12 protein-coding genes and 1 tRNA gene are annotated in these 12,892 nt (G+C 68.4%); 4 read left to right on the top strand and 9 right to left on the bottom strand.

The genetic code is table 11. From position 1 onward, the window contains the following. Positions 1-92: 92 nt before the first annotated feature. The 3 genes from LIN44_RS01095 to LIN44_RS01085 form a co-directional block, all read right to left on the bottom strand. Positions 93-167 (bottom strand) — tRNA-Cys (locus LIN44_RS01095). 97 nt (positions 168-264) lie between these two features. Further along, complete coding sequence (bfr, locus tag LIN44_RS01090) at positions 265-744, bottom strand: bacterioferritin (RefSeq protein WP_227313188.1); 480 nt, start codon at positions 742-744, stop codon at positions 265-267. A gap of 306 nt (positions 745-1,050) precedes the next feature. Then, a complete protein-coding gene (locus LIN44_RS01085; protein WP_227313187.1) occupies positions 1,051-2,043 on the bottom strand; it encodes a tripartite tricarboxylate transporter substrate binding protein in 993 nt (330 codons plus the stop codon). Between the two features lie 103 nt (positions 2,044-2,146). Between LIN44_RS01085 and LIN44_RS01080 the strand changes: the two genes are divergently transcribed. Further along, a complete protein-coding gene (locus LIN44_RS01080; RefSeq protein ID WP_227313186.1) occupies positions 2,147-3,091 on the top strand; it encodes a LysR family transcriptional regulator in 945 nt (314 codons plus the stop codon). Between the two features lie 152 nt (positions 3,092-3,243). Here the strand turns inward: LIN44_RS01080 and glmS are convergent, their stop codons facing one another. Both glmS and glmU read right to left on the bottom strand, forming a co-directional pair. Continuing rightward, on the bottom strand, positions 3,244-5,082 hold the full coding sequence (gene glmS / locus LIN44_RS01075; RefSeq protein WP_227313185.1) for a glutamine--fructose-6-phosphate transaminase (isomerizing): 1,839 nt from the start codon (positions 5,080-5,082) through the stop codon (positions 3,244-3,246). A gap of 90 nt (positions 5,083-5,172) precedes the next feature. Next, on the bottom strand, positions 5,173-6,537 hold the full coding sequence (gene glmU, locus LIN44_RS01070) for a bifunctional UDP-N-acetylglucosamine diphosphorylase/glucosamine-1-phosphate N-acetyltransferase GlmU (protein WP_227313184.1): 1,365 nt from the start codon (positions 6,535-6,537) through the stop codon (positions 5,173-5,175). Positions 6,538-6,800: 263 nt separating this feature from the next. Between glmU and LIN44_RS01065 the strand changes: the two genes are divergently transcribed. Beyond that, a complete protein-coding gene (locus LIN44_RS01065) occupies positions 6,801-7,667 on the top strand; it encodes a DUF6279 family lipoprotein (protein WP_227313183.1) in 867 nt (288 codons plus the stop codon). 88 nt (positions 7,668-7,755) lie between these two features. Here LIN44_RS01065 and ttcA read toward each other — a convergent pair whose 3' ends face one another. The 3 genes from ttcA to LIN44_RS01050 form a co-directional block, all read right to left on the bottom strand. After that, positions 7,756-8,694, bottom strand: coding sequence for a tRNA 2-thiocytidine(32) synthetase TtcA (gene ttcA / locus LIN44_RS01060; protein ID WP_227313182.1), 939 nt, complete (start codon positions 8,692-8,694; stop codon positions 7,756-7,758). Positions 8,695-8,803: 109 nt separating this feature from the next. Next, the gene (locus tag LIN44_RS01055; protein WP_227313181.1) at positions 8,804-9,205 is read right to left on the bottom strand and encodes a dihydroneopterin aldolase; all 402 of its coding nucleotides are present in this window, start codon (positions 9,203-9,205) and stop codon (positions 8,804-8,806) included. Positions 9,206-9,300: 95 nt separating this feature from the next. Beyond that, the gene (locus LIN44_RS01050; protein WP_227313180.1) at positions 9,301-10,149 is read right to left on the bottom strand and encodes an SDR family oxidoreductase; all 849 of its coding nucleotides are present in this window, start codon (positions 10,147-10,149) and stop codon (positions 9,301-9,303) included. 15 nt (positions 10,150-10,164) lie between these two features. On the opposite strand from LIN44_RS01050, the gene LIN44_RS01045 reads away from it, so the two are divergent. Together LIN44_RS01045 and LIN44_RS01040 are read left to right on the top strand one after the other, a co-directional pair. After that, a complete protein-coding gene (locus LIN44_RS01045; RefSeq protein ID WP_227313179.1) occupies positions 10,165-11,364 on the top strand; it encodes a class I SAM-dependent methyltransferase in 1,200 nt (399 codons plus the stop codon). A gap of 16 nt (positions 11,365-11,380) precedes the next feature. Beyond that, positions 11,381-11,575, top strand: a complete 195-nt coding sequence (locus LIN44_RS01040; RefSeq protein ID WP_227313178.1) for a DUF2905 domain-containing protein — start codon at positions 11,381-11,383, stop codon at positions 11,573-11,575. A 27-nt stretch (positions 11,576-11,602) separates the two neighbouring features. On the opposite strand, the gene LIN44_RS01035 is transcribed toward LIN44_RS01040, so the two are convergent. Next, on the bottom strand, positions 11,603-12,850 hold the full coding sequence (locus tag LIN44_RS01035; protein WP_227313177.1) for a multifunctional CCA addition/repair protein: 1,248 nt from the start codon (positions 12,848-12,850) through the stop codon (positions 11,603-11,605). Positions 12,851-12,892 lie beyond the last annotated feature (42 nt).

Raw genomic sequence — 12,892 nt, 5'->3', positions numbered from 1 at the left:
GGCGCGTGAAAAAAAGGACAGCGAAGAGGACGTAGAAGCGATCGCGCGCGCATGCGCGATGGCGCCGGGCGCGATGCGCCCGGCCGGGAAGATGGAGGCGGGGATCCGGAATCGAACCGTCGTACACGGCTTTGCAGGCCGTTGCATAACCACTCTGCCACCCCGCCGCTGACCTCGCGCCGGAGCGGCGCGACGTGCTGCGGGCCGCAGTGTAGCGGGAAATGGAAATCTTTGCAGGAGACCGCGCGCAAACGCCGCGCCGGCTCAGTCCTCGATCTCGCCCATGGCCGACTGGATGTAGTTCTGCGATCCGACCTTGCGCACCAGCTCCAGCTGCGCCTCGAGCCAGTCGATATGTTCCTCGGTGTCTTCGAGGATATCGACCACCAGCTGGCGCGAGACATAATCGCTGACCGATTCGAAATACTTGATCGCATCCTTGCAGCTGGCCTGCGACACCAGTTCAAGCTTCAGGTCGCAGCCGAGCATCTCCTCGGTGTTCTCGCCGACCAGCAGCTTGTCGAGGTCCTGCAGGTTGGGCAAGCCGTCGAGCAGCAGGATCCGTTCGATCAGCTTGTCGGCGTGCTTCATCTCCTCGATCGATTCGTCGTACTCATGCTTGCCCAGCGCGCGCAACCCCCAGTGCCGGTACATGCGGGCATGCAGGAAATACTGGTTGATGGCGGTCAGCTCATGCCGCAGCTGCGTGTTCAGCAACTGGATTACCTTCTTGTCAGTCTTCATGGCAGCCCCCAACGCCCCTGTGACAGGGACACGCGATGTCGCTATTGCGCGACCACAGCAACGCCACGGCAAATCAGCCGCCGTGACTTCATGGTAGTGCTGCCTAAGCGGACATCAAGCAATGCAGTCCGCGCGCGCGGCATTCATGGCGCACGGATCGCTATTTCGCCGACTGCTTGCGGATGCGAATGCCAATGGTTTTTATTCGGTTTTCGAAAGCGCCCTGCACGACATCGCGGCGATAAAAAAAGCGGGCGCGCGGCATTGGCCGCGGCGCCCGCCATGGGCCCTTCGCACCGGTGAAGTTCAATCCAGCTTCGCGCCCGAATCCGCCACCAGCGTCTTCAGCACGGGCCAGTCGCGCGCATAGAGCGCCTGCGCTTCGGCCGGCGAACTGCCGACGGTGCGCAGCCCCAGCGTGACCATGCGCTCCTGCATCTCAGGGGTCTGCAGGATCGCGCGCACCTCGCCTTCCAGCCTCGCCAGGATCGGTGCGGGCACGCCTACCGGCGCCACCAGCCCGATCCAGCCGACGGTCTTGAAGGCGCTGTCCTGCATGCCGGCTTCGGCGAAGGTGGGCATGTCGGGCAACGCGCTGCTGCGCTGCGCGCCGGTCACCGCCAGCGCCTTGAGCTTGCCGCTCTGGATATAGGGCTTGGCGGTCAGGATGCTGGCGAAGCCAAACTGCACCTGCCCGCCGAGCAGGTCCTGCAGCATCGGCGCTTCGCCCTTGTAGGGCACGTGCGTGGCCTGGCCGTGCACCAGCTTGCTGTAGTAGGCGCCGCTCAGGTGCGACAGCGAACCCACGCCCCACGACGCATAGCTGAGCTTGCCCGGCCGGCTGCGCGCGTATTCGCCCAGCTCGCGCACGGTGCGCGCCGGCACCGACGGATGGGTCACCAGCACCAGCTGCGCGTCGGCCAGCACGCTGATCATGCTCAGGTCCTTGCGCGGGTCGTAAGGCAGCTTCTGGAACAGGAACTGGTTGGTCAGCACCGACTGCGTCAGCGTCATCAGCAGCGTGTAGCCATCGGGCGCGGCCTTGGCCACGGCATCGGTGCCGATGATGCCGGAAGCGCCGGCCTTGTTGTCGACCACCACCGGCTGGCCCAGCCGCTTGCTCAGCTTTTCGCCCATGGCGCGGGCGATGGTGTCGGTGCCGCCGCCGGCCACATAGGGCACGACGATGCGGATCGGCTTGGCGGGATAGGCCTGCGCCGCGGCCGGCAGGGCCACGCCGAGCGCAAGCGCGGCGGCCAGGCCGCCAGTCGCCAGCGTCAGCCATGTGCGTCGGTTCATGTTGTCTCCAGATGGTTTTGGTTTTGGAGGACAACCTTAGTGGGCTTGAGAACTTACGTCCAATGCAATATTTTTCAGTTTTTGATGCGCAAATAATTAATTCATGGGCCTGAGGCAGCTGCATCACTTCGTCACGCTGGTCGAGCAAGGCAGCTTCGCGCGTGCCGCGGCCGCGCTGCACCTGTCGCAGCCGGCGCTGACGCGCAGCATCCAGGCGCTGGAATCCGAGCTGGGCACGCTGATCGACCGCAGCTATGGCAAGGTGCGCCCGACCGCCGCCGGCATGCTGGCGCTGGCGCGCGCGCGCCGCATGCTGCGCGAACAGCGCGAGCTGCGGCGCGACCTGCAATTGCTGGAGGACGTGGAAATCGGCACGATCCGCGCCGGCTTCGGGCCGTTTGCGGCCTCGTTCCTGCTGGACCCGGTGCTGGAGGCGCTGGTGCGCCGCTATCCGCGGCTGCGCATCGACCTCGAGACCGCCGACACGTCCGCCATGCGGCGTTCGCTCGAAGCCGAACAGCTCGACATCTTTGTCGGCGAAAGCCGCAGCCTGGCGGAACTGGCGCACCTGCAGATCGACCGGCTGCCGGCACTGGAAACGGCCTTCTTCGTGCGCAGCGGCCATCCGCTGACACGGCAGCGCCGGGTCACCCTGGCCGACCTGCGTGCCTATCCGGTGGCCGGAACCCGCTTGCCGCCGCATATCGTGCGCTTCTTCCGCCAGGCCCTGCACGAGGCCAGCGGCGGCAGCGGCCCGCTGCCCGAAGACGAGCCCGGGCTGATGACGGTCACCTGCAACGACATGCATGCGCTGCGCGCGCTGCTGCTGGCGGTCGATGCCGTGGCGCTGGTGCCGGTGGCGATGATGGCCGAAGCCTGCGCACAGCGCCTGGCCGTGGCCCTGCCGATGCACCCGCCTGCCGCGCTAAGGGCGCAATACGGCATCGTGACGCTGGCCGGGCGCACGCCGTCGCCGGCCATGCGCGTGTTCGCGGCACTGGTGCATGAAGCGGTGGCGCAGACCGGCGCCGAAGCCGGGCCGGCGTAAGCCCGGCGTATTGCGTAGCGCTCCGCCTGCAGCCACCACGGCCGTTCCTGCTGACGGTGGCATAGCGGCAGCGCGGCCGCGATCCAACGGAAAAGAGGCCCCGCAGGGCCTCTTTGCAGCTTGCAGCCGGCGCCGCGCCGGCATCGCTCGCCTTACTCCACCGTCACCGACTTCGCCAGGTTGCGCGGCTTGTCCACGTCAGTGCCGCGCGCGCAGGCGGTGTGGTACGCCAGCAGCTGCAGCGGCACCACATGCAGGATCGGCGAGAGGTCGCCGTAGTGCTCGGGCATGCGGATCACCTGGATGCCGTCGGACGACTGGATCTGCGTATCGCTGTCGGCAAACACGTAGAGGCGGCCGCCGCGGGCGCGCACTTCCTGGATGTTGGACTTGAGCTTTTCCAGCAGCGCGTCGTTGGGCGCGACGGTGACCACCGGCATGGCTTCGGTGACCAGCGCCAGCGGGCCGTGCTTGAGCTCGCCGGCCGGATAGGCCTCGGCGTGGATATACGAGATTTCCTTGAGCTTGAGCGCACCCTCCAGCGCGATCGGGTAGTGCAGGCCGCGGCCGAGGAACAGTGCGTTCTCGCGGCGGGCAAAGTCTTCCGACCAGGCGATGATCTGCGGCTCCAGCGCCAGCACGCCGTGCAGCGCGGCCGGCAGGTGGCGCAGGTTGGTCAGGGCGCGGGCCTCGGCCTCGTCGGTCAGCAGGCCGCGGGTCTTGGCCAGCGACAGCGTCAGCATGTAGAGCGCTGCCAGCTGCGTGGTGAAGGCCTTGGTCGAGGCCACGCCGATCTCGGTGCCGGCGCGCGTGAGGAAGCGCAGCTCGGTCTCGCGCACCATCGCGCTGGTGGCGACGTTGCATACCGCGAGCGTATGGATGTGGCCGAGCGCGCGCGCATGGCGCAGCGCGGCCATGGTGTCGGCGGTCTCGCCGGATTGCGAGATCACCACCACCAGCGCGCGCGGGTTGGGCACGGTGTCGCGGTAGCGGTATTCGCTGGCGACCTCGACCTGGGTCGGGATCCTGGCGATGCTTTCGAGCCAGTACTTGGCGGTGCAGCCGGAGTAGTAGCTGGTGCCGCAGGCCAGGATCAGCACGCTGTCGATGCCGGCGAAGACCTCGGCGGCGTTGTCGCCGAACAGGTCCGGCGACAGGCCTTCGACCCCTTCGAGGGTGTCGCCCAGCGCGCGCGGCTGCTCGAAGATTTCCTTCTGCATGAAGTGGCGGTACGGGCCCAGGTCCACCGAGGCGGCGTGGGCTTCGACCACGCGCGCTTCGCGCTCGACCGGATGGTCGTCGACGTCATGGATGGTCACGCCGTCCAGCGTGATCTCGACCACGTCGCCCTCTTCCAGGTAGATGATGCGGTTGGCGGTGCCGGCAACGGCGAGCGCGTCGGACGCCAGGAAGGACTCGTTCTCGCCCAGCGCCACCACCAGCGGCGAGCCGGCGCGCGCGCCGACCACGCGGCCCGGCTGGTCCTTGGCAAACACCGCGATCGCGTAGGCGCCGTGCAGGCGCTTGGTGACCGCGCGCACCGACGCGAACAGGTCGCCGCGGGTGGCGCTGCTGGGATAGCTGTAGGCCTGGTGGATCAGGTGGGCGACCACCTCGGTATCGGTCTGCGACTCGAAGCCGTAGCCGACCGCGCGCAGCTCTTCGCGCAGCGGCTCGTAGTTCTCGATGATGCCGTTGTGCACCAGCGCGATGGTCTCGCCCGACAGGTGCGGGTGGGCGTTGACGGTATCGGGCTTGCCGTGCGTGGCCCAGCGCGTATGCGCCACGCCGGTGAAGCCGGACAGGCCGGACGCCTGCGTCTGCGCGTCGAGGTCGGCGACGCGCGACACGGTGCGCGCGCGCTCGACCGCATCGTCGCGCACGACGGCGACGCCGCACGAGTCATAGCCGCGATACTCCAGGCGGCGCAGCCCTTCGATCAGGACCGGAACGATGTTGCGCGTGGAAACCGCGCCGACGATGCCACACATGCTGAACCCCCGTTTGCTGGCGCCTGCCGTCAGGGCACTGGCGCCGGTATGAATCCTGAGGCGCCGCCCGGTGCAGGCGGCGCCTGGTGCTTACTGCTTCGGCTGCTTGACCGGACGCTGCCAGGCGTCGATGGTCAGCTGCTTGGCCCGCGACAATGTCAGCTTGTCGGCCGGGGCCTCCTTGGTGAGCGTGGTGCCGGCGCCCAGCGTGGCGCCGCGGCGCACCGTCACCGGCGCCACCAGCTGCGTGTCGGAGCCGATGAAGACATCGTCCTCGATCACGGTGCGGTGCTTGTTCACCCCGTCATAGTTGCAGGTGATGGTACCCGCGCCAATATTGACGCGCGATCCCACCGTGGCGTCGCCCACATAAGCCAGGTGATTGGCCTTGCTGTGTGCCGCCACCTGTGCATTCTTGACCTCGACGAAGTTGCCGATATGCACGTCCTCGCCCAGCTCGGTGCCGGGGCGCAGGCGCGCGTACGGCCCGATGCGGCCCGCGGGCCCGACCCTGGCCTCGTCGATATGGCAGAACGGATGCAGCTGCGCGCCGGCGCCGATGGTGCTGTTGCGGACCACGCAATGCGCGCCGATGCGCACGCCGTCTTCCAGGTGCACGCGGCCCTCGAACACGCAGCCGATGTCGATGGTGACATCGCGCCCGCAGGTCAGCTCGCCGCGCACGTCGATGCGGGCCGGGTCCAGCAGCGTCACGCCGGCTTCGAGCAGGCGCCGGGCCTGGTTGCCCTGGTGGATGCGCTCGACCTCGGCCAGCTGCAGCTTGCTGTTGACGCCCAGCGTCTCCCAGACCGCCGCCGGCTGCGCCGAAACCGTTTCGACGCCGTCGGCGACGGCGCGCTCGACGGTGTCGGTCAGGTAGTACTCGCCCTGGGCGTTGTCGTTGCGCAGCGTCGACAGCCACTTGCGCAGGTGGCCGGTCGGGCACACGATAATGCCGGTGTTGATTTCGCGGATTGCCTTCTCGGCTTCGGTCGCGTCCTTTTGCTCGACGATGCGGACGATGCTGCCGGCGGCGTCGCGGACGATGCGGCCATAGCCGGTGGGGTCGGGCATTTCCACGGTGAGCACGCCAAAGCGCCGCGCGCCGGCCTCGGCCACCAGTGCCTGCAGCGTCGCCGCGCTGGTGAGCGGCACGTCACCGTAGAGAACCAACGTAGGCTGGTTGTCGTCCAACAAGGGAAGTGCCTGCATCACCGCATGGCCCGTGCCCAGTTGCTGGGCTTGCTCGGCGAAAGCGACATCGTCAGCGGCCACCGCCTCGCGCACGCGCGCGGCGCCGTGGCCGACCACGACCACCAGCCGCGACGGCGACAGCGCACGGGCCGTATCCAGGACATGCGCGAGCATGGGCCGCCCGGCTACCGGGTGCAGCACCTTGGGCAAATCGGAATACATCCGCTTGCCCATGCCCGCGGCGAGAATGACGATATTCACAAGGAGACCCCTAAGTGAGTGTGTCCGAAAATATTCTGGAAAACGCCGGCCGGGTGTTTCGTCCGGTGTTTGGCAAACTGCGCCGCCGGGCCTCGCAAAAGCCTGCCGCCAGGCCTGCGCATCTCCCCGCAAACCCTTGCCAGGACTTGGCTTGCGGGCTTCGGGCGGGGCCGGTTCCAATGCGCGCCGATTTTAACATGGCGCTTTCTGCGCAACGGACCGTGGTTTCCGAATTTCACAATTGCTGGGCGCGGCGTATTTTGGTGATTCTCGGCGCCGCGGCGCTGTGCGCCTGCAGCGCCATGAAGCTGGGTTACCAGCAGGGCGACCGGCTGGCGTACTGGTGGATCGACAATTATGTCGACGTCACCGCGGCCCAGGAGCCGCTCACGCGCGAGGCGATCGCGCGCTTCTTCGCCTGGCACCGCAAGGCGCAGCTGCCCGAAATCGCCAACCTGCTGCAGCAAGCCAAGGCGGACGTGCGCCAGCCGGTCACGCCGGCGATGGTCGCGCACTTCCAGGACGCCTCGCAGGAACTGGCGCGCCGCTCGTTTGAGCAGGCCATGCCCGACATGGCCGACCTGCTGCTCACGCTCACGCCCGAGCAGATCGCGCGCATGGAAAAGAAGTTTGCCGAGGGCAACGCCAAGTACCGCAAGAAGTTCCTCAACCCGGACCCGGCCGAGCGCGAGGAAGCGCGCTTCGACAAGGTGATGGAGTACGCCCGCCTGGTCTACGGCGGCTTCTCGCCCGAGCAGGAGAAGGCGATCCGCGTCAAGGTGGGGCCGGTGGTGCAGAACGCCGAGTCGCGCTATGCCGAGCGCGTGGCGCGCCAGCAGGAATGGCTCAAGATGGTGCGCTTCGTGCAAGCCACGCAGCCGCCCAAGGCGCAGGTGATCGACCTGCTGCGCCGCTTCCGCGAATACTGGCAGAACCCGCCCGCCCGGCACGCCGCCAGCCACGAGGCCGGCAACAGCGCCGGCATCGCGCTCACGGTGGCCATCGCCAACCTGACCACGCCGCAACAGAAGGCGCACGCGCAGGATCGCTTCCAGAAGTGGATCGACGATACGCATGCGCTGATGCGCGAGAAGGCGAGTCCGCCGGTGCAGTCGGCGGCGGCGAACTAGGAGGATTGAAGACCGATTGCTTGCCCCCTCTCCCGCTTGCGGGAGAGGGGAGCAAACCGCCGGCAAGCTTACGCTGTCGGCAGTCCTATTACGTGCCGGCCTGCTCGGCCGGTGCCTCGGCAGCCGCCGGCGCGCGCTCGAAGCGCACGAACTCCATGCGGTTCTGGTCCACGCTGCCGGCAAACGTCAGCGGCTGCTGCTGGAACGTGGTTTCGCCGAACAGGGAGGCCTCGTCGACCTTGGCCAGGCCGGTGGCCAGCCCGGTGAACGGGAACAGCTCGGTATCCGCCAAGTGCGACGGCACCACGTTGCGCAGCGCCGAGAAGATATTGTCGATGCGGCCCGGGTTCTGGCGCTCCCACTCCTGCAGCATCTCGCTGACCTTCTTGCGCTGCAGGTTTTCCTGCGACCCGCACAGGTTGCACGGGATGATCGGGAACTCCATCGCACGCGCGTACGACGCGATGTCCTTCTCCGAGCAGTACGCCAGCGGCCGGATCACGATATGCGCGCCGTCGTCGGTGGCCAGCTTGGGCGGCATCGCCTTCATCTTGCCGCCGAAGAACATGTTCAGGAAGAAGGTGTTGACGATATCGTCGCGGTGGTGGCCCAGCGCGATCTTGTTGGCGCCCAGTTCCTTGGCGGTGCGGTAGATCACGCCGCGGCGCAGGCGCGAGCATAGCGAGCAGGTGGTCTTGCCCTCGGGCACCTTCTCCTTGACGATCGAGTAGGTGTCCGCCTCGACGATCACATATTCGACGCCGACCGACTTCAGGTACTCCGGCAGGATGTGTTCCGGGAAGCCGGGCTGTTTCTGGTCCAGGTTCATCGCGATCAGCTTGAACCGGATCGGGGCGCGCTTCTGCAGCGCCATCAGGACCGACAGCATGGTGTACGAGTCCTTGCCGCCACTCATGCAGACCAGCACGGTGTCGCCGTCCTCGATCATGCCGAAGTCGCCGATGGCCTTGCCGGTTTGCGATTGCAGCCTCGTCTCGAGGCGATAGAAATTGTTCGAGTGGCTCATGGAGCATCCTGTTGCGTGGCGCCCGCCGGATGGAATGGCCGGCGCGGCGCGAAGGGGCAACATTTTACTTTAGGCGCCCGCGCGCTGCAGCGGGCGCCGGCAGGACCGCTCAGGCCTGCTTGATATGGAAGACCTCGACCCCGACCGAATCGCAATCCGGGTACACATCGGGCTTCTCGGTCGACACCCGCACCGCGCGCACCTTGGGATGCTTCAGCATGGCGCGCGCGACGTCGTCGCACAGCGTTTCCTGCAGGTGCACGTGGCCCTGCGCCATGCGCGCGGCCACGGTATTGCGCATGAAGTCGTAGTCGACCACTTCGTCGAGCTTGTCGGCCTGCGGCGTGCATTCGTCCAGCGGCACGAACAGGTCGATATTGATCAGCACGCGCTGCTCGCCCTTCTTTTCGAATTCGTGCACGCCGATATTGATCTGCACTTCGTAGTTGCGCAGGAACATGCGTCGGCAGTCTTGCAGGCTGGGGTGGGAAAGGGCGGCGAGCATGGTCATGAGCGGGCTGCGGTGGGGAAAAAGGAAAGCCGCGCCCGGCGGGCGCGGCACATCACGTCAATGGAATCGGCTTGGTTCCGGCTGCTGGCTGCAGCTTACTCGGTCAGGAACATCACGTCGCGCGCCAGCGGCATCAGGTGCTGGCCGCCGTCGACATACAGCGTGGTGCCGGTCACGGCGCGCGCCTGCGCCAGGTAGGCCACCGCCTGGGCGATGTCCTCGGGCGTGGAGGACTGGCCCAGCGGCGTCACGCGATGCGCGCGGCGGAAGCTCTGCTCCGACTGCTCGCCCGACACCAGCGTGATGCCAGGGGCCACACCGACCACGCGCAGCCGCGGCGCCAGCGCCTGCGCCAGCTGCACCGTGGCGGTCTGCAGCGCGGCCTTGGACAGCGTGTACGAGAGGAAGTCCGGGTTCAGGTTGTCGAGCTTCTGGTCGAGCAGGTTGATCACCACGCCGCGCGGCTCGGCGGCCTTGTTCGCGGCATCCGTGCCCGCGGCCGCGGCCAGCGCCTTGTGCAGTTCGCGCGCCAGCAGCAGCGGCGCTGCCACGTTGGTGCGCATATGCGTATCCAGCGACGCATACGAGAAGCTGGTGGCGACGTCGTACTGGAACAGCGAGGCATTGTTGACGAGGCAGGCCGGCACGCCGAGCGCGGCGGTGCAGTCGGCCACCAGCCGGCTGGTGGCGGCCTCGTCGGCGAGGTCGGCGCGCAGCACCGCGGCGCGGCGGCCGAGCGCGCGGATCTGCGTGGCCAGCGCTTCGGCCTCGTCGACCGAGCGATGGCAGTGCACGGCCACGTCCCAGCCCTGCGCCGCCAGTTCCAGCGCAATGGCGCGGCCCAGGCGGCGCGCGCCGCCGGTCACGAGCGCCACGCCGCGGGCGGCGGGCCGGCCAGCCTGGTGGCTGGTGGGTGGGCTGGCGGAGGTATCGGATGCGGGCATTGCTACAATCGCAGGATGCAGAAAGCCGCTAGTTTACCCCTTCCCCCCGCCGACGCGCAGGCCGCTTCCGATACCCTTACGGCCCGTATTGGCGAATCGATCGATGCCGCCGGCGGCTGGATCGGCTTCGACCGCTACATGGCGCTGGCGCTGTACGCGCCCGGCCTGGGCTATTACAGCGGCGGCTCGGCCAAGTTCGGGCGCGATGCCCGCGACGGCAGCGACTTCATCACCGCCCCCGAACTGAGCCCGTTCTTCGCCCGCACGCTGGCGCGCCAGTTCGCGCCGCTGCTGGCGCAGGGGCTGCCGCGCCTGCTGGAATTCGGCGCCGGCACCGGCCGGCTGGCGGCGGACCTGCTGCTGGGACTGGAACAGGAAGGCCAGTTGCCGGACACCTACGCCATCGTCGAACTGTCGGGCGAACTGCGCGCACGCCAGCAGGACACGCTGGCCCGGCGTGCGCCGCACCTGGCCGAGCGCGTCACCTGGCTCGATACCCTGCCGGTCGCCTTCGAAGGCGTGATCGTCGGCAATGAAGTGCTGGATGCAATGCCGGTGCAGCTGTATGCGCGCAACGGCGGCCACTGGCATGAGCGCGGCGTGGCGCGGTCCGCGCTGCCGGCCGACAGCGGCGCGCCCGCGTTCCGCTTCGACGACCGCGCCCTGGCCGCTGCCGACGTGCCCGCGGCGCTGCGCGCGATTCCCGGCGACCACGACCTGGTCACCGAAACCCATGCCGAAGCGGAGGGCTTCACGCGCGCGGTCGGCGCCATGCTGGCGCGCGGCGCGGCCTTCTTCATCGACTACGGCTTCCCCGGCAGCGAGTACTACCATCCGCAGCGCGCCGGCGGCACGCTGATGTGCCACTACCGCCACCATGCGCACCCGGACCCGTTCCTGTACCCCGGCCTGCAGGACATCACCGCCCACGTGAACTTCAGCGGCATCGCGCATGCGGCAGTCGAGTCAGGGCTGAGCGTGGCGGGTTTTGCCTCGCAGGCGCGCTTCCTGATGAACGCCGGCATCACCGAGCTGCTGATGGCGCTGGACCCGTCCGACGCGCGCGCCTTCCTGCCGCAGGCCAATGCGGTGCAGAAGCTGCTGTCCGAGGCCGAGATGGGTGAACTGTTCAAGGTGATCGCGCTCACGCGCGGGCTCGACGACACCGAGCCGCTGGCCGGCTTTGCCCGCGGCGACCGCTGCCACGCCCTGTAACGGCATCGGAGCCGCCATGCTGCGCTGGACCCTGACCATCTTCCTGAGCGTGATCATCCTGTCCGCGGCGCTGCCGTGGCTGCAGAAGGTCGGGCTGGGCCGGCTGCCCGGCGACGTGCGCTTCCGTGTGTTCGGGCGCGAATTCGTGCTGCCGTTCGCGTCGACGATCCTGATCTCGCTGATTGCGCTGGTGGTCGGCAAGCTGCTGTAGGACCTTCGGCCGCCCGCCAGGACAGGCTCACTCGCCCGGCTGCGCCCCCAGCCGCTGCGCCACCGCCGCGACCCGCGCGGCATGGACGCGGTCCTTGATCTGCGCCACGTCATCCGCGCAGGCACGCGCGATGGCCCCCGCATCGACCGACGCCGCGGCCTCGCGCGCCGCCAGCAGGCGCTCGGCCTGCGGGTAGGCGCTGTGCTCGAAACCCTTGCGCCCGCGCTTGTCGGCCTCGCAGGCCTGCAGCGCCTGGGCGAAGCGCGCGGGCTTGCGCAGCGCGTCGCAGCGCTCCAGCAGGCGCACCACCGCGGCGGCGCTGAACTCCAGCGAGCGGTGGATGTGGCCGTGCTCGCGCGCCACCACTACCGCCAGGTCGCGGCACTCGTTGGGCACGCGCAAGCGCGCGCAGACCTCTTCCAGCAGCCTGACGCTGCGCAGCTCGTGGCCGATATGGCGCGGCAGCACGTCCGCGGGCGTGGTGCCCTTGCCCAGGTCATGCACCAGCGCGGCAAAGCGCACCGGCAGCGGTGCGCCCAATGCCGCGGCGCAGTCGATCACCATCATCACGTGCACGCCGGTATCGACCTCGGGGTGGAAGTCGGCGCGCTGCGGCACGCCCCACAGCCGCTCCAGTTCCGGCAGCAGCCGCGCCAGCGCGCCGCATTCGCGCAGCACCTCGAACATGCGCGACGGCCGCGCCTCCATCAGCCCGCGCGCCAGTTCCTGCCACACGCGCTCGGGCACCAGCGCATCGACCTCGCCCGCGGCGACCATCTCGCGCATCAGGCGCATGGTTTCGGCGGCGACGTTGAAGTCGTGGAAGCGCGCGGCAAAGCGCGCCAGCCGCAGGATCCGCACCGGGTCTTCGGCAAAGGCGTCGGAGACATGGCGGAACAGGCGCGCGGCCAGGTCGCGCTGGCCGCCGTGCGGATCGATCACGGGCCCGGTCAGGTTGCCGTCGGCATCGACCGCGCGCGCCATCGCGTTGATGGTCAGGTCGCGCCGCACCAGGTCGTCTTCCAGCGTGACGTCGGGCTCGCAGTAGAAGGCAAAGCCCTTGTAGCCCATCGCGGTCTTGCGCTCGGTGCGCGCCAGCGCGTACTCCTCCTGCGTGCGCGGATGCAGGAACACCGGGAAATCCTTGCCGACCGGGCGGTAGCCGGCGGCTTCCATCTCGGCCGGGGTCGCGCCGACGACCACGTAGTCGCGGTCCTGGCTGGGCTTGCCCAGCAGTTCGTCGCGGATCGCGCCGCCCACGGCATACACCTGCATGGTTGTGGCCTTTTCATGCACCGGCACCGGGCAGCCGCCCGG

The sequence above is a fragment of the Cupriavidus sp. MP-37 genome, from assembly GCF_020618415.1.
Classification (GTDB): domain Bacteria; phylum Pseudomonadota; class Gammaproteobacteria; order Burkholderiales; family Burkholderiaceae; genus Cupriavidus.
This window is presented reverse-complemented; position numbering and strand designations above follow the sequence as displayed.